The organism is Duganella guangzhouensis, from assembly GCF_009674535.1.
Taxonomy (GTDB): Bacteria; Pseudomonadota; Gammaproteobacteria; order Burkholderiales; family Burkholderiaceae_D; genus Rugamonas; species Rugamonas guangzhouensis.
Genome location: NZ_WKJK01000001.1, coordinates 593,252 through 609,802, shown reverse-complemented (window position 1 = coordinate 609,802; position 16,551 = coordinate 593,252). Strand labels below are relative to the sequence as shown.

17 protein-coding genes are annotated in these 16,551 nt (G+C 62.2%); 9 read left to right on the top strand and 8 right to left on the bottom strand.

Translation table 11 applies throughout. The features are described 5' to 3' along the window. Positions 1–42: 42 nt before the first annotated feature. The 3 genes from GJ699_RS02870 to GJ699_RS02860 all read left to right on the top strand — a co-directional run bounded on the left by GJ699_RS02870 (position 43) and on the right by GJ699_RS02860 (position 1,500). The gene (locus tag GJ699_RS02870; protein WP_154372889.1) at positions 43–405 is read left to right on the top strand and encodes a DUF2946 family protein; all 363 of its coding nucleotides are present in this window, start codon (positions 43–45) and stop codon (positions 403–405) included. A gap of 67 nt (positions 406–472) precedes the next feature. Beyond that, the gene (locus tag GJ699_RS02865; RefSeq protein ID WP_154372887.1) at positions 473–1,075 is read left to right on the top strand and encodes an SCO family protein; all 603 of its coding nucleotides are present in this window, start codon (positions 473–475) and stop codon (positions 1,073–1,075) included. Beyond that, entirely contained in the window at positions 1,072–1,500 is a 429-nt protein-coding gene (locus GJ699_RS02860; RefSeq protein WP_154372886.1) for a copper chaperone PCu(A)C, read from the top strand. The genes GJ699_RS02865 and GJ699_RS02860 overlap by 4 nt, the downstream gene beginning before the upstream one ends. On the opposite strand, the gene GJ699_RS02855 is transcribed toward GJ699_RS02860, so the two are convergent. Further along, positions 1,484–2,017, bottom strand: coding sequence for a hypothetical protein (locus GJ699_RS02855; RefSeq protein ID WP_154372884.1), 534 nt, complete (start codon positions 2,015–2,017; stop codon positions 1,484–1,486). The two genes, GJ699_RS02860 and GJ699_RS02855, sit on opposite strands and share 17 nt — an antisense overlap. A 111-nt stretch (positions 2,018–2,128) precedes the next feature. Between GJ699_RS02855 and GJ699_RS02850 the strand changes: the two genes are divergently transcribed. Beyond that, positions 2,129–2,749, top strand: coding sequence for an isochorismatase family protein (locus tag GJ699_RS02850; RefSeq protein WP_154372882.1), 621 nt, complete (start codon positions 2,129–2,131; stop codon positions 2,747–2,749). Positions 2,750–2,842: 93 nt separating this feature from the next. On the opposite strand, the gene GJ699_RS02845 is transcribed toward GJ699_RS02850, so the two are convergent. Further along, positions 2,843–5,074 (bottom strand): NADP-dependent isocitrate dehydrogenase, encoded by a 2,232-nt coding sequence (locus GJ699_RS02845; protein ID WP_154372880.1) that lies wholly within the window; start codon positions 5,072–5,074, stop codon positions 2,843–2,845. Positions 5,075–5,329: 255 nt separating this feature from the next. On the opposite strand from GJ699_RS02845, the gene GJ699_RS02840 reads away from it, so the two are divergent. Beyond that, entirely contained in the window at positions 5,330–6,673 is a 1,344-nt protein-coding gene (locus tag GJ699_RS02840; RefSeq protein ID WP_154372878.1) for an MFS transporter, read from the top strand. Here GJ699_RS02840 and GJ699_RS02835 read toward each other — a convergent pair. Genes GJ699_RS02835 through GJ699_RS02825 form a run of 3 tightly spaced genes read right to left on the bottom strand, consistent with a single transcriptional unit; the run spans position 6,670 to position 9,361 of the window. Continuing rightward, on the bottom strand, positions 6,670–7,599 hold the full coding sequence (locus tag GJ699_RS02835; RefSeq protein WP_154372876.1) for an alpha/beta fold hydrolase: 930 nt from the start codon (positions 7,597–7,599) through the stop codon (positions 6,670–6,672). The genes GJ699_RS02840 and GJ699_RS02835 overlap by 4 nt on opposite strands. A gap of 42 nt (positions 7,600–7,641) precedes the next feature. Beyond that, on the bottom strand, positions 7,642–8,787 hold the full coding sequence (locus GJ699_RS02830; protein WP_154372874.1) for a metallopeptidase domain-containing protein: 1,146 nt from the start codon (positions 8,785–8,787) through the stop codon (positions 7,642–7,644). A 13-nt stretch (positions 8,788–8,800) separates the two neighbouring features. Next, positions 8,801–9,361: a thymidine kinase gene (locus GJ699_RS02825; protein ID WP_154372872.1), complete on the bottom strand. Its 561-nt coding sequence runs from the start codon at positions 9,359–9,361 to the stop codon at positions 8,801–8,803. Between the two features lie 69 nt (positions 9,362–9,430). Here GJ699_RS02825 and GJ699_RS02820 point away from each other — a divergent pair, with 69 nt between their 5' ends. Genes GJ699_RS02820 through GJ699_RS02810 form a run of 3 tightly spaced genes read left to right on the top strand, consistent with a single transcriptional unit; the run spans position 9,431 to position 12,383 of the window. After that, positions 9,431–10,795 (top strand): pyridoxal-phosphate dependent enzyme, encoded by a 1,365-nt coding sequence (locus GJ699_RS02820; RefSeq protein ID WP_154372870.1) that lies wholly within the window; start codon positions 9,431–9,433, stop codon positions 10,793–10,795. Next, positions 10,792–11,979 (top strand): trans-sulfuration enzyme family protein, encoded by a 1,188-nt coding sequence (locus GJ699_RS02815; protein ID WP_154372869.1) that lies wholly within the window; start codon positions 10,792–10,794, stop codon positions 11,977–11,979. Before GJ699_RS02820 ends, GJ699_RS02815 begins: the two co-directional genes overlap by 4 nt. Positions 11,980–11,996: 17 nt before the next feature. Continuing rightward, positions 11,997–12,383, top strand: a complete 387-nt coding sequence (locus GJ699_RS02810) for an HNH endonuclease family protein (RefSeq protein WP_154372867.1) — start codon at positions 11,997–11,999, stop codon at positions 12,381–12,383. Here the strand turns inward: GJ699_RS02810 and GJ699_RS02805 are convergent, their stop codons facing one another. Further along, positions 12,384–14,561, bottom strand: coding sequence for a penicillin acylase family protein (locus GJ699_RS02805; protein ID WP_229261904.1), 2,178 nt, complete (start codon positions 14,559–14,561; stop codon positions 12,384–12,386). Between the two features lie 68 nt (positions 14,562–14,629). Beyond that, a complete protein-coding gene (locus GJ699_RS02800; protein ID WP_154372863.1) occupies positions 14,630–15,478 on the bottom strand; it encodes a hypothetical protein in 849 nt (282 codons plus the stop codon). A 218-nt stretch (positions 15,479–15,696) separates the two neighbouring features. Between GJ699_RS02800 and GJ699_RS02795 the strand changes: the two genes are divergently transcribed. After that, positions 15,697–15,987, top strand: coding sequence for a hypothetical protein (locus GJ699_RS02795; protein ID WP_154372861.1), 291 nt, complete (start codon positions 15,697–15,699; stop codon positions 15,985–15,987). A gap of 30 nt (positions 15,988–16,017) precedes the next feature. On the opposite strand, the gene GJ699_RS02790 is transcribed toward GJ699_RS02795, so the two are convergent. After that, positions 16,018–16,512 (bottom strand): SgcJ/EcaC family oxidoreductase, encoded by a 495-nt coding sequence (locus GJ699_RS02790; RefSeq protein WP_154372859.1) that lies wholly within the window; start codon positions 16,510–16,512, stop codon positions 16,018–16,020. Between the last annotated feature and the right edge of the window lie 39 nt (positions 16,513–16,551).

Sequence of the window (16,551 nt, the reverse complement as noted above, 5' to 3'; positions counted from 1 at the left end):
CCCGTGAAAACGGCGGCGGCTTTTTTCTTTTATAATGCCCGCATGCCTATTTTCCTCCAGCAGCGCCGCCTGACCAGCCTGATCGTCTCCCTGGCGATCCTGCTGAACCTGTGCGCGCCGTCGCTGAGCCAGGCCGTCACGCTGTTGACGCTGGATCCGCTGACGATGGACATCTGCAGCGCCAGCGCCGACCGACATGCGCCGGCCAAGCTGCCGTTGCACGGCACCCAGCATTGCGCGCTGTGCGCCGCTCACACTGGTGGCGCGGCGCCGCCACCGGCCGCCGCCAGCCTGATGACCGTGCTGCGCGGCCACGATGCTTATCCCGCCGCAGCCACCGCCACGCCGCCGCACAGCGCCACCTGGCCCGCCGCCCAGCCGCGCGGCCCGCCGGCCATCGCCTGAATCGCTGAGCCGCGCGCGACCGCCTGAAACGGCGCGCGCCATCGTCATTCCGCTACCCAGGATCTCTATGCAACGCCGTTTATTCATCTCGTCGTTGGCCGCCCTGCCGCTTGCCGCCCATGCCGCCAGCTTTACCGCTGTCGACATCACCGGCAGCGCCATCGGACCCGACTATCAGCTGTCCTACACCGACGGCAAACCCGCCGCACTGCGCGACTTCAAAGGCAAGGTCGTGATGCTGTTCTTCGGCTTCACCCAATGCCCGGACGTGTGCCCGACCGCGCTGGCGCGCGCGGTGGAAATCAAGCGCCTGCTGGGCGCCGACGCCGACAAGCTGCAAGTCATTTTCGCCACCGTCGATCCCGAGCGCGACACCGCGCCGCTGCTGGCCGAGTACATGCGCGCCTTCGATCCCAGCTTCGTCGCCGTGCGGGGCAGCCTGGCGCAGACCGCCAAGACCGCCAAGGACTTCAAGATCTTTTACCGCAAGGTGCCGAGTGGCAGCTCCTACACCATGGACCACACCGCCCTCACCTACGTGTTCGACGCCAGCGGCAAAATCCGCCTGGCGGTCAAGCACGACGAAACCGCCCAGCAGGTCGCCGACGACCTGCGCCAACTGATGAACCCGAAAAAAGAAACCGGCTTCCTGAAAGGATTATTCCAATGAAAAAACTGTTCGCCCTGTTGATGATGGCATCGCTGCCGGCACTGGCCCAGGTCACCGTCGCTGAGCCGTGGGTACGCGCCACCGTCGCCGCACAAAAAGCCACCGGCGCCTTCATGACACTGACCTCGGCCCAGCCGGCCAAACTGGTGGGCGTCAGCTCACCGGCCGCCGGCGCGGTTGAAGTGCACGAAATGAAGATGGAAAACGATATGATGAAAATGCGCCAGATGCAGGCGCTGGAACTGCCAGCCGGCCAGACCGTCAAACTGGCGCCGGGCGGTTACCACCTGATGCTGCTGGACTTGAAACAGCCGTTGAAGGATGGCGACAAAGTGCCGCTAACGCTGGAAATCGAAGACGCGAAAAAAGTGCGCAGCAAGATTACCGTCGAAGCGCCGGTCAAGCCGCTCACCGCCACGCACTGATCACCCACCATAACAGGCAGGCGATCAGCAAATAGGGCCAGGAGCGCAGCGACAGCTTCCAGTCGGTGGATGACGGCCAGCAAGCCAGGAATTGTGGCGCCACGGCAAACGCCAGCGCCACATCTATCCATTGAAAGTTCAGACCGCTGCGGGTGCGCCACCAGGCCACCGCCAGCGGCACCAGCACCACTAGAAACGGCGCCAGCGCCGACGGTGCCGCGTTATACCAGCGCACATTGGTCAAGCGCACCGAACCCAGCTCCCAACCACGCACGATGCGGCGCGGAATTACCGTAAACGTTGCCGGCCGCGCGCCGGTCAGCGTGCCGGCCACAAAGTGCGCCAGCTCGTGGCAGATGGTACCAGCCAGACGAAACAGCAAAAAGAAGGGATGCCGCACCGCCAGGGCGCGGATCAGCAGCGCCAGCATCAGGGATGGCGCCAGATATATCAGCATGTCGCGATGGTCGCAAAACCAGGCCGGCGCAAGCACGCTACATTCGAACAGGCTGTTCATGCGGCATCCTCGCACGGCCGCCGCGCCTAGTCAATTCTGCGACCTAAGAGAGAGGCGCCGCGCCCGCCAGCTTCCTACAATCGGCAGCATCCCCAACTATGAGAGGCTCTCATGCAAGATTTACTGACTCCCCAAAACTGCGCCCTGGTACTGCTCGATCAACAGGCCGGCCTGCAATTCGGCGTGCAATCGATGGAGCGCCAGACGTTGCTCAATAACTCGGTGGCGCTGCTGGAGGCCGCGCTGGCGTTTGCGCTGCCGGTGGTGATCAGCACCTCGGCCAGCAAGGTCTACAGCGGTCCGCTGCTGCCGGACCTGCACGCGCTGGTACCGGAGCATCCGGTGCTGGAACGGCGCAATATGAACGCGTGGGAAGACGATGCGGTGCGCGCGGCGATTGAAGCCACCGGCCGCAAGAAGCTGATTTTCTCCGGCATGCTGACCGAAGCCTGCATCAGCTTTGCGGTGCTGAGCGCGCTGGAAGCCGGCTACGAATGCTATGTGGTGGGCGACGCCTGCGGCGGCCTGACACTGGCCGGCCACGATCTGGCGCTGCAACGCATGACCGCCAAAGGCGCGCAGCCGACCAGCTGGCTGCAAGTGCTGCTGGAACTGCAGCGCGACTGGACCCGCCACGATACCTACGACGCCGCCCGCGCGGTGGTTGAAAAGAACGGCGGCGGTTACGGCGTCGGCCTGCGCTACGCGCGTCAGATGCTGACGCCGCAATAAAAAAACCCCGCACAGTGGTTCCCGCGCAAGCGGAAACCCCAGGCGGGGCATGCGTTCCATGGGCTCCCGCCTGCGCGGGAGCAACATCATGGTTTAAGCAGCGTCGATGGCGGCGTTGAAGGTCGCGCTTGGACGCATCACAGTCGCGGTCTTGGCTGGATCTGGGTAGTAGTAACCACCGATCTCCTGCGCCTTGCCCTGCACGCTGTTCAGTTCCTCAACGATCTTGGTCTCGTTTTCCGCCAGCTGTTTGGCCAGTGGTGCGAACTGGGCTTGCAGTTCCTTGTCTTCGCTCTGCGCGGCCAGGGCCTGGGCCCAGTACAGCGACAGGTAGAAGTGGCTGCCACGGTTGTCCAGCTCACCGGTGCGCGACGATGGCGACTTGCTGTTGTCCAGCAGTTTGCCGGTGGCTTCGTCCAGGGTCTTGGCCAGGATTTGCGCCTTGGTGTTGCCTTCCTTGATGCCCAGCTCTTCCAGCGACACCGCCAGCGCCAGGAATTCGCCCAGCGAGTCCCAACGCAGGTGGTTTTCTTCCACCAGCTGCTTGACGTGTTTCGGAGCCGAACCGCCGGCGCCGGTTTCGTACATGCCGCCACCGGCCATCAGCGGCACGATCGACAGCATCTTGGCCGAGGTGCCCAGTTCCAGAATCGGGAACAGGTCGGTCAGGTAGTCGCGCAGGATGTTGCCGGTCACCGAGATGGTGTCCAGGCCGCGCGATACGCGCTCCAGGGTGTAACGCATGGCGCGGGTCTGCGACATGATGTGGATTTCCAGGCCGCTGGTGTCGTGATCTTTCAGGTAAGCCTGTACTTTCTTGATCACTTCGGCTTCGTGCGGACGGTAGGTGTCCAGCCAGAACACGGCAGGCATGCCGGACTGACGGGCGCGGGTGACGGCCAGCTTGACCCAGTCACGGATCGGCGCGTCTTTGACCTGGCACATACGCCAGATGTCGCCCTCTTCCACGGTCTGGGTCAGCAGCACTTCGCCGGTTTCCAGATCGGTGATGTTGGCGATGCCGCCTTCCGGTACTTCGAAGGTCTTGTCGTGCGAGCCGTATTCTTCGGCTTGCTGCGCCATCAGACCGACGTTAGGCACGGTGCCCATGGTGGTCGGGTCGAAGTTGCCGTGCCATTTGCAGAAGTTGATCATCTCCTGGTAGATACGGGCGAAGGTCGATTCCGGCATCACGGCTTTAACATCGGCGGTGCGGCCATCGGCACCCCACATTTTGCCGCCGATACGGATCATGGCCGGCATCGACGCGTCAACGATCACGTCGTTCGGCGAGTGGAAGTTGGTGATGCCTTTGGCCGAATCCACCATCGCCAGTTTTGGACGGTGTTCGTGGCAGGCGTGCAGGTCTTTCAGGATCTCGTCCTTCTGCGACGCTGGCAGCTTCTCGATTTTCTCGTACAGGTTGACCATGCCGTTGTTGACGTTCACGCCCAGCTGTTCGAAGGTCTTGGCGTGCTTCTCGAACGCGTCCTTGTAGAAGATACGCACGCAGTGACCGAACACGATCGGGTGCGACACCTTCATCATGGTGGCTTTAACGTGCAGCGAGAACATCACGCCGGTTTTGTAGGCGTCGTCGATTTCTTTCTCGTAGAACTCCAGCAGCGCTTTTTTGCTCATGAACATGGAGTCGATGATTTCGCCGGCTTTCAGCGAGACCTTCGGTTTCAGCACGATGGTCTTGCCGGAGGCGGTGATCAGCTCCATCTTGACGTCACGGGCTTTTTCCAGCGTGATCGATTTTTCGCCGTGGTAGAAGTCGCCGGCGTGCATGTGCGACACGTGGGTGCGCGATGCCTGGCTCCATTCGCCCATCGAGTGCGGGTGCTTGCGGGCGTATTCTTTGACCGCTTTTGGCGCGCGGCGATCCGAGTTACCTTCGCGCAGCACTGGATTCACGGCCGAGCCGGTGCACTTGCTGAAGCGCGCCTTCAGGGCTTTGTCTTCGTCGGTTTTCGGATCTTCCGGGTAGTCAGGGATCTTGTAACCCTTGCCTTGCAGTTCGCGGATGGCCGCTTGCAGCTGGGCTACCGAGGCCGAGATGTTCGGCAGTTTGATGATGTTGGCTTCCGGCTTCAGCGTCAGCGCGCCCAGTTCAGCCAGGTTGTTCGGGACTTTTTGTTCGTCGGTCAGGAATTCAGGGAACTCGGCCAGCACGCGCGCGGCGACCGAAATATCGCTCGAAACGACGTCCACGCCAGCAGGTGCGGTGAACTTCTTGATGATTGGCAGCAGGGAATACGTTGCCAGCAGCGGGGCCTCGTCGGTCAGCGTGTAAATAATTTTTGGATTTTGTGATGCCATGTTCATTCCCTCGTAAGTTCGGTGCTTGGAGTTAATTGCGCCCGTTATTTTAAACCCTAGCACAAGACTTTGTACAAAAGTTGCCATAGTGGCGGTAGGGTCTCTCGTCATCAGACAACTGAAGCCTGCACCGCCCTGGTGCATGTGTATTAAAATCAACAAGTTAAACGTTTACTAGCAAAGCAGTAGCAGATATTTAGTTGTATGATGTCTGATATCTGGGCTATGATCTTCGCACCATAGTAAGGAGACCGTATGACCACGCAACACACCCAGGCCACCCGCGTCCGGTGGACGATACTCGCTATTCTGTTTGCTGTAACCACGATCAACTACGCCGACCGCGCCACCATCGCGATCGCCGGCCCCGAGCTCAAAAAGCTGCTGGGCTTGTCCCCGTCACAAATGGGCTTTGTGTTTTCCGCTTTTGCCTGGTCTTATGTGTTGGCGCAATTGCCAGGCGGCTGGTTGTTGGACCGCTTCGGTTCCAAAATTACTTACTTCTTCAGTATTTTCCTGTGGTCGCTGTTTACCATGTTGATGGGCGGTGTCGGCTTCTTCACCGGCGCAGCGGCGGTCACCGTGCTGTTCCTGCTGCGGCTGCTGATCGGCGCGGCCGAAGCGCCCTCCTTCCCCGGCAACTCGCGCATCACCTCGGCCTGGTTCCCGACCAAGGAACGCGGCACCGCGGCGGCCATCTTCAATTCGGCGCAGTATTTCGCCACCGTGCTGTTCGCGCCTATCATGGGCTGGCTGGTGCACAGCTTCGGCTGGGAGAGCGTGTTCTTCGTCATGGGCGCGCTGGGCGTGTTCATGTCCTTCATCTGGCTGAAAACCATTTACGGTCCGAAAGACCATCCGAAGGTCAACGCCGCCGAGCTGGCCTATATCGAAGCTGGTGGTGCGCTGATCGACCTGGAAAGCAAGAACAAGGTGGTCGCCACCACCAAGATCGACACCTGGGCCTGCATCAAACAGCTGCTGGGCAACCGCATGCTGCTGGGCGTCTACATCGCGCAGTACTGCCTGAACACGCTGACCTATTTCTTCCTGACCTGGTTCCCGATCTACCTGGTGAACGAGCGCCACATGACCATCCTGAAAGCTGGCTTCGTGGCCGCGCTGCCAGCGGTGGCGGGATTCCTCGGCGGCGTGCTGGGCGGCGTGATTTCGGACCGTCTGATCAAGGCCGGCAAGTCGCTGTCGACCGCGCGTAAACTGCCTATCGTCGGCGGCATGCTGCTGTCGACAACCATGATCGTGTGTAACTATGTGGACTCGGACTGGATTGTGATCCTGGTGATGTCGCTGGCCTTCTTCGGCAAGGGCATCGGCGCGCTGGGCTGGGCGGTGGTGGCGGACACCTCGCCGAAAGAAGCCGGCGGCATGAGCGGTGCGCTGTTCAACACCTTCGGCAACACCGCCGGCATCACCACCCCGATCGTGATCGGCTACATCCTGGAAGCCACCGGTTCCTTCGCCGGCGCGCTGGTGTTCGTCGGCGCCAACGCGGTGGTCAACATCTGTTGCTACCTGTTCCTGGTGGGCGACATCAAGCGCTTTGAATTCAAAACGCCGGTGGTCCACAACATCGGCTAAGACTGGGCTTGCGCCTGGGCCACGGCGGCACTGCTGCTGCCATGGCTGAAGCCATGCTGCTTCAATATCTCCACCAATTCCTCTGCCGCGCCACCCAGGCGCAGGTTCTCGGCGATCCAGCCATGCCAGTCGGGCGTCACTGCCATCCCCTCCTCTTGCAGCTCCAGCCCCAGCACTATCCTGGCCAGCAAGGCATTGATACGCTGGGTGTCGATCAGATGCTGCACCACCGGATGGCCTGAAAACGGATACGGGTACAACGTGCAGTTGCCCAGTGCGGCCAGCCGATGCGCGTGCATAGCGTCCAGATTGACCGACTCGGTGCTCTTGTCAGCATCTGGCCTGGTGCCGAAGATGAGGTGCATGTCCGGTAGTTTGCCGACCTTGTCGCGGCCCAGCGCCAGCAAATCGTTATATGAAGATGCCGGCGGCCGCGCCGCCAGATCGCGCATCACCGATAGCCAGCGCCGCTCGTGATACAGCAAGGCGTGCTGTGGTTCGAGCATGGACAACGGCCCGAACGCAACCACCTGCTGCACCTCCAGCAGCATGCCGTACATCAGCGCGGCATACGCGCCCATCGACTGGCCGATGGTGACCACCTTGCGCGGCTGAATCGCCTGTATCAGCTGGCGCAGACCGTCGGCAGTCTGGTCCGGATGCTGGCCCAGACCGTCGATCTTGCGGTGATACCAGCTGTTGCCGGAGTCGCGCACCAGGATTTTGTTGATGTGGCGGCCGCCAAACTGTTCCAGCTTTTTCAGCCGGCCGTAAAAATCGAAATCCGGCCGTTTGTCCCAAGAGACAAAACCGAAGGAAATCACCAGCAATTCGCCGGGAATGACATGATCGACCAGCACATCCTCGGTGCTGGTCTTGACGTGGCGGTTGTCTAAAGGCGGCAGATCGCTGATCGATATGGGCATGCTGATAAGCCTACCCTACTGCAAGCGCGGCGTCTATCCGGTTCAGTTGGCTGGCCCGCGCGTGACTTCCACGGTGTCGCCACCGGCGTCGCTGGCCGTCACGCGCACCAGCAGCCCGCCAACGCGCACTGACTTTCCGGCGGACAGCAAGGCGCGCCAGTGCTGCTCGTCCTGATCGTCGACCGGCTGCACGCGGATGGCGCCGTCATGGGAGGTCAGCGCGGTATCGATGGTGTAGACCAGCACGCCGCTGCGCGGCATGGCGCTATCCTCAGCTTCGGCGCGGCGGCTTTCCAGCGCCAGCGCCGTATGCGGCCCGGTCGGCACCATTGCCAGCTTGACGCCGCCGGCGCGCTCGATCGGCGTCAGCCGCGCTGTCGTCGCACGGGCGGCGCTACCGCAGACGATTTGAGCATCGTCCAGCCAGCCCAGTTGCCAGCGCTCCCAGCCAAGATAGCCAGGCGCCAGTCCTTGCGGCTCGCCCATCGCGCTGAACTGGCCGACATAGGTGTGCCAGCGCTGGTTGGCCGGCAGCGGTCCGGCCAGATCGACCAGTGACAGCGCGTGGCCGATTTCATGCACAAACCAGCCGCCACGCAGTATCGGCAGATCGCTGCCGGAGGTGGCGCCATTGAGGAACTCGCGCCCGCCCGCCATCACGCCAAAACCGGGCGAGGCGGTGAACGCCGGCCCCCAGTCGATGGCGCCAGCCGCCGGATTGGCCACCACAAGGATGGCGTCATTACGGGCATAGTCGACGCCGGGACCGGCCAGATCGATCGCTTCCTGCAGATAGGCGCGGTGCGTTTCGAACCCGGCGCCACGGCTGAAGTGATAATCAGCCACCGGCTTGCGCATGCGTATCCACTGCGGCTGCGCATCGAATACCAGCTTCAACCGGCCGTAGGATACCGAACTATAGAACTGCTCGGCGCGCGGCGAGATGATGTCCAGCACCCGCTGTGGCGCCATCGTGGCCGGGGCGTCGCGGAAGTCGACAAACAGCACGCGGAAGCGCAGTTCGCCCACCGTTTTCAGCCGCCAGGGCTTGCGCGGAAAACCTAGCCCGACATCGCTACGCAAGCCCATCTCGGGCAGGCGGCACGCGGCCAGCGCATCGCTGGCGTAGGCGGCCGGCTGCTGCGCGCAGCAGCACGCCACCACGGCCGCCGTCACAAGCGCGCGCAAGCTGGCCAAGCGTTTAGTGGACTTCGCTATAGAAGCAACGGCCGCAAGCCTGACGGTAACTCTCGTTGCCGCCAATACTGATTTGCTCGCCGTCCTTGATGCGCTTGCCGTTTTCGTCGACGCGGATATTCATCGTGGCTTTCTTGCCGCACGAGCAAATATTCTTGATTTCCTCGATATCGTCGGCCAGCGCCAGCAGATAGGCCGAGCCGGGGAAAGGTTCGCCACGGAAGTCCGAGCGCAGGCCGTAAGTAATCACCGGGATGCCGCGCACCTGGGCCAGTTGATGCAACTGCTTGACCTGCTCGCGGCTGAGGAACTGCGCCTCGTCAACCAGCAGGCAGGCGATTTTGTGTTCTATCGTCAGCAGGAAATCGGTGTTGGCATCAAACACCTCGGTCTCGCGCTGCGGCCCCAGGCGCGAGGTGACCCGGCCAACGCCATAGCGGTTGTCGATGGCGGCCGTGAACAGCCGCACCTGCTGGCCCTGTTCTTCATAGTTATGGGCCACCTGCAGCATGGCGGTGGACTTGCCTGCGTTCATCGCAGAATATCGGAAGTAGAGTTTTGCCATGGGGCGGAATTATACAACCGCCGAATCCGAAAAAGCGCATACTTGCCCCACATCCCACAAGGAGAACACATGCGTACCCCTGCACTGTTTACTCTGATTGGCAACACGCCGCTGGCCGAAGTTACCCGCCTCGATACCGGCCCGTGCCAACTCTTCCTCAAACTGGAATCGCAAAACCCCGGCGGCTCGATCAAGGACCGCATCGGCCTGGCCATGATCGAAGCGGCCGAGGCGCAAGGCTTGCTCAAGCCCGGCGGCACCATCATCGAAGCCACCGCCGGCAATACCGGCCTTGGCCTGGCACTGGTCGGCCGCCTCAAAGGCTACCGCGTGCTGCTGGTGGTGCCGGACAAGATGTCGACCGAAAAAGTACTGCACCTGAAAGCGCTCGGCGCCGACGTGCGCACCACCCGTTCCGATGTCGGCAAGGGCCATCCCGAGTACTACCAGGATTACGCCGCCCGCCTGGCCGCCGAACTGCCCGGCGCCTGGTATTCGGACCAGTTCAACAACCCGGCCAATCCACTGGCGCACGAAACCACCACCGGTCCCGAGATCTGGGAGCAGATGGGTCATGACGTCGACACCATCGTGGTCGGCGTCGGCTCGTCCGGCACGCTGACCGGGCTGACACGCTACTTCCGCAAGGTGGCGCCGCAGGTCGAATTCGTGCTGGCCGATCCAGCCGGCTCCATCCTGGCCGAATACATCCACACCGGCCGCGTGTCCGAGACCAGCGGCTCGTGGGCGGTGGAAGGCATCGGCGAAGACTTCATCCCGGCGATTGCCGACATGCGCGCCGTCAAGCACGCCTACACCATCGCCGACGTTGAAAGCTTCGCCACCGCGCGCCTGCTGCTGAAGGAAGAAGGCATCCCGGGCGGCTCCTCGACCGGCACCCTGCTGGCCGCCGCGCTGCGCTACTGCCGCGTCCAGAGCACGCCCAAGCGCGTGGTCAGCTTCGTCTGCGACACCGGCACGCGTTACCTGTCCAAAGTCTATAACGATGGCTGGATGCGCGACCAGGGCTTGCTGGCGCGCCCGCAGGAACACGATCTGCGCGATTTGATCGGCCGCCGCTACGATGCCGGAGAAGTCATCAGCGTCACGCCGGAAGACACGCTGATGATCGCCTTCAACCGCATGCGCGCGGCCGACGTGGCGCAGTTGCCGGTGCTGTCCAAGGGTCACCTGGTCGGCATTCTCGACGAATCCGACCTGCTGATGACGGTGGGCGCCGAGCCGGAACGCTTCAACCAGCCGGTTGGCGCCACCATGACCAAGCGCCTGGACATACTGCCGCCGTCGGCCGACATGCAGGCGCTGCGCGAAGTGCTGGACCGCGGCCTGACCGCCGTGGTGGCCGAACACGACACCTTCTACGGCCTGATTACCCGCTACGACCTGCTCAACCATCTGCGAAGGACGCTATGAGTACCGACGATAAAGCCGACCACAAAGCCGCCCTGGCCACACGTGTGATTCACGCCGGCCAATCGCCCGATCCCTCGACCGGCGCCATCATGCCGCCGATTTACGCCACCTCCACCTACGTGCAGGACAGCCCCGGCGTGCACAAAGGGCTGGACTACGGCCGCTCGCACAATCCCACCCGCTGGGCGCTGGAGCGCTGCGTGGCCGATCTGGAAAGCGGTGCCCAGGGCTTTGCCTTCGCCTCCGGCCTGGCGGCGATATCGACCGTGCTGGAACTGGCCGATGCTGGCGCCCACATCATCGCCGGTGACGATATGTATGGCGGCACCTACCGCCTGTTCGAGCGCGTGCGCCGCCGCAGCGCCGGCCACGATTTCAGCTACGTCGACCTGACCAATCCTGAAAACCTGCTGGCCGCGCTCCGGCCCGACACCAAAATGGTATGGGTCGAAACGCCCACCAATCCCATGCTCAAGCTGGCCGACCTGCAAGCGATCGCGCAGATCTGCCGCAAGCACGGCGTGATCGCGGTGGCCGACAACACCTTCGCCAGCCCGATCGTGCAACGACCGCTGGAGCATGGCTTCGACATCGTGGTGCACTCGGCCACCAAATATTTGAACGGCCACTCCGACATCATCGGCGGCATTGCCGTGGTGGGCGGCGAGGAACGGCAAAAAGCGTGGGCCGAACAGCTGGCGTTCTTGCAAAATTCAGTCGGCGCCATCGCCGGCCCGTTCGACAGTTTCCTGGCGCTGCGCGGTGTGAAGACACTGGCCATCCGCATGGAACGCCACTGCACCAGCGCACTGGCACTGGCGCAGTGGCTGGAACAGCAAAAGGAGGTGCGCAAGGTTTACTACCCCGGCCTGCCATCACACCCGCAGCACGCGCTGGCGCAACGGCAGATGCAGGGCTACGGCGGCATCATCTCGATCGACCTGAATACCGACCTGCCGGGTGCGCGCCGCTTCCTCGAAGCGTGCCAGCTGTTTGCACTGGCGGAGAGCCTGGGCGGGGTCGAAAGCCTGATCGAACATCCGGCGCTGATGACCCACGCCACCATCCCGCCGGCGCAGCGGGCCGCGCTGGGCATCGGCGATGGCCTGATACGGCTGTCGGTCGGAATTGAAGATTTAGAGGATTTAAAGGCCGATATTCGCCGTTCGCTGGATGCTATTTAACTGCTAATATTCTGCCCATGATCTATTTATTTCTCATCGTCGCCGTGCTGGGGCTCGGCTTTGCGTATTCGATATTGGTGGCCGGCGCCAAGCCGGTGCTGGGCAGCGACTATTACAAGGTCTCGAAAGATGGCCGCGTGATGCTGTCGGCCGGCTCCAAGGTGACTGTGCTGAAGCCGACGCTGTACCCGGAAGGCTTGAAAGTGAAGCTGCGCGGCGGCAGCCGCGAGGGCGAGTTCTACGTCCACGACCTGGTGGCCGAGGTATTCCTGCCGAATCCGAATCGGCTGCCGGGCGTGCGTCACCGCGACGGCAACGTCCGCAACAACAAGGTCGAGAACCTGCAGTGGGCCCGGCTCGAAGACATCGAACGTCCCGAGCCGGTGGTCTATCCGCAGCCCTGATTATTCGCCGGGGTGGTAGCGGCGCTCCAGGTTCTTCTCCACGTCCGATTTGTAGAACAACACGTCCTTGAATTCGCCGCGCGCGTACATCGCCGCCTGGTCGTTGAAGTGCGGCGAAGCCGGATTGCCACTCTCGCCGCCGGCCAGAATGCTACGCGCCCTGATGCGCGGCCCGAACTCCACCGCCGCCACAAAGCTGTTGCCGCGCTCACCGTAGATACGCTTGGTCTTCGTTTTCGACGTCATGCCAAACGCCGCCAGCGAGCCCCAGTTGGCCGAAGCGAAAGCCACCGGCAGGCTAGGCTTGCTGTCATCGAACGGCTGCACGACATCGCCGGTCAGACGCTGGAAGCGATTGATCTCACCCCACGGCGTTTGCCAGTTGCCGAAATCGGCACTCAGCTTGGCCACCGCGTGCTCCAGCGCCTGCAAGCGCTGTTCCGGCGTCAGCGCGGCCTGGATGTATTCCAGTACCGGCACTTCCTTGGCCTTGGCGGCAGGCTGGTACTGGTCCCACATGTCCTGCGCCCAGAAGATCGCCAGCGAAGTGGCGGTCGACTCCAGCGAATAGCGCATGTCCCAGCCGCGCAGCGCGGCGATCTGCGGCGCCAGCGCGGCTTTGCGCGCATCGCTGTCCTGCAGCGCATCGTAAGCCGAGAACAGCTGCGGCAGCAGCGGTTCGAAGGCTGGCAGTTGGTTGTCGTAGGCGGCTGCGATCAGGCTGTCGACGGTGAAGTCCTTTTTGTTTTCCAGCACGCGCACGGCGTGGATGCCGCGCGGGTTTTCCGGATACACCGACATATAGGCCGGATAGTCCTTCACCTTCGGGCTATAGGCGCCAGCGGCAGTGAACGGCCAGTTGTTGGTGTTCTGGATCCAGCCGTTCTTCGGATTGAACAGCGTGATGGTTTCCTTGATCTCGTGCAGACCTTGCCATTCGGTGGCCGGGGTGCTGCCATCCACCGGATGCTTCCAATCGAACTGCGGATCGCGGCGCGGGATGAAATTACCGTGGAAGTAGGCGATATTCCCGTCCGCATCCGCATACACGGTGTTGTTGGACGAATTGGTGCGCAACTCCATCGACTTGTAGAACGCCTTGTAGCTGCGCGCCTTGGTGCGGGTGTAGGACTGGGTCAGCGCCTTCAGCGGCTCGTTCATCAGCCGCACCGACACCCACTTGCCGTCCTTGGCGCGCACGATCGGGCCATGGTGGCTGTAGTAGACGCGCACCGTCTTGCTGGCCATGCCGTCCTTGGTTTTGTATGGCAGCGCGATGTCGACCGCTTTCAGCGCGCGCTGTTCGCCGCCGTACTGGTAGAAGAACTGGCCGTCCTTTTCGCTGATGGTTTCCAGGTACTCGTCAATGACGTCGCCGCCACCTGAGGTATGCATCCAGCCGATGCGGTCATTGAAGCCCTGATAGACGAAGAACTGGCCCCAGGTCACGGCGCCGTAGGCGTTCAATCCCTGCTCGCTATGCACCGCCACTTCGGGACGGAAGTAGAACGAGGTATGCGGATTAATCATCAGCAGCGCGTGCTTGTTTTTGGTCAGCTGCGGCGCGATGGCGAAGCCGTTGGAGCCGCTCGGCTCCTTGTCCATGTCGATGCCATCTGCGGACGACATCAGCACCGGCGGCATCAGCGGCAGCTTGGCGCCATCCTGATACAGCGCTTGCAGCTGCTTCAGATCCACCGATTCGATATCGCCACCGATGCTGCCCTCGCTGAAGCTGAGCGCCATCCATGGCTCGAAGTGAGTCAGCAGCGCCGGCTTCACCTCGGGATGCGTTTGCAGATAATAGTTGAGACCATCGGCCCAGGCCACCATCAGCTTTTGCAGCCATGCGGGCGCGATGGCGTACTGGCGCTGCAGCTCTTCCGGCGTGATGAACAGTTTCATGCGCAGGTCGCGATACAGCTCGGCCTCGCCCTCCACTTCCGCCAGCCGGCCCATGGCGTTGATGAAGTTGAGCTCCACGCGGTGGAAATCATCCTCCGCCTGCGCGTACATCAGACCAAACACCGCGTCGGCGTCGGTCTTGCCGTAGACGTGAGGGATGCCCCACTTGTCGCGGAGGATGGTCACGCGCTGGGCGGCGGCCTTCAGGCGCACCGCTTCGGAAGCCGGCGCCTTGGGCGCGGCGGCTACCGGCGCAGCGATCGCCGCACCCATGGAAACACAAAACATCAAAGCTAAGGGGGCGTGCAGTCGCTGCATCGGATCAAGCTCCAGTAAAAAAATCAGGCGGCGGCCGCCAGTTCGGAAATGCGGCGCTGCAGGACGGTGATCTCTTCCAGCAGGTCGGCGTTCTTCTTGCGCAGGGCGGCGTTTTCTTCACGCAGCTCCTGCACGTCCATCGGAATGTCGCCATAGTCGACCGCCGGCGCGGCCGCTTTGCCTTCCTTCGGTTCCTTGGCCGGACGCGTGGCGGCGCGCAGCTCGCGCACTTCCTTGGCCGCCTTCTGCAACTCCTTCTTGCCGCCGGCGACCGCCGCCAGTTGCTGCTCCGGCGACAGCGAAGCCACATTGGCAGCGGCATTGATCGAGATGGTGCCGGCGCGGACCGCCTCCACCAACTCCGGCGCGGCGGTTTTCTGGATCTTTTCGATCTGGCCGATGGTGGCCGTGCTCAAACGCGCGGCGCGGGCGATGTCCTCGCGCGACGCCAGCGGCATCGCGGCCGGTTTCTTGGATGGCGCATCGTCGCCTTCCGGCGGCGCGATCTTGGCATCTTCGGCGGCGGCTTCGGCGGCCAGCTCCAGCGCGCGCGCAGTCATGATTTCCTTCTTGCGCAGCGCCAGTACGCCGCGCTGGTAGTCCGAAATGCTGCGGCGACCCAGATTGTTATCGATCATCCACAGCTTGACGTCTTCCATGCTCTTGAAGCTGGTGTTTTCGGTCACCTTGAACGGCACGCCGTGTTGCTGGCAGATTTGATAACGGTTATGGCCGTCCACCAGCACGTCTTCCCACAATACCAGCGCGTCACGGCAACCTTCCGTCAGAATGCTGCGCTCCAGCGCCTGATATTCACTTTCGGTCAGCGGCTCGATATACGCCCGCAGTACGTCATTAATTTTGATTTGCATAGCTATCCTTCCTCGCGACCCAGCATGCTACACCATCCGGCGGCCGGCTTAAAGCGGCAGCTTGCAAGATAGCTACTAAGGCAATTTTAAGAAAGCTATATTAATATCTCTTCCGTCAACGTGCTTTCTCCGCCCACTTGACTGAAGCCCCGGCAGCTTGCGCTGTCCGGGGCTTTGCTTTTATGCCATGATGTGGCTTCCGACAAGAAGGAGACGCCATGCTCAACTACATCATCCGCGTTGCCTACGCCGCGCCCCAAGCCGACACCCACGACCGCCTGAAGCTGGAACTGGCCAAATTCAACGTCGCCGGCGCCATCAAGGCCGACGACGGCAAGGGCTACTTCCTGCCGGAAGGGGAATTTTGCTATAGCGGCAACGAGACCATCAACGACGTGCGCGATGCCGTGTTCCGCCTGGCCAGCACCATCCAGCCCGAGCCCTCGATCCTGGTGGTGGAAGTGACCACCCTGTCGTGGGCCGGCCTGAAGCTGATCGAAACGGCGTAACAGCAAACCCCGCAGCTTTACTACGCAGGATTAGCGTGCTGCCACTTCCGGCATCGCCGACGAGTGGTGATTCAGGATTTTCCAGCCACCGTTAACCTTTTTATACACATAGGTGTAGCGCGCCTGCACGTTCTGGGTCTGGCCGTCCTTGCTCAGCTTGAACGTGTAGACACCGGTATCCAGCGCCGAATCCGCGCCCAGCAGGCGGATTTCGCGGTAGTTAATGGTGCCCACCGGTTTCATCTTCAGGAACTTGACGAAATAGTCGGTGATGCCGGCCGGCGTGTTACGCACTTCGTTCGACACGGTCGGCTCCAGCACACCATCTGTTGCGTACAGTGCGGCTACCTTGGCGGCATCACCGGTGGCCAGCGCCGCGTTCCAGCGGTCGAACAGCGCGGCGATTTCCGCCTCGCGCGCATCAGCCGGGGCGTGCGCGACTTCCTTGTACACCTTGGGCGCGCCATCTGCGTGGGCGAAGGTGGTGGTGGCGGCCAGTGCCAGGGTAATCAGGATACGTTTCATGCTGTGCTCCATTCAGTGGGTTTCATTAGCTCGGCGTAC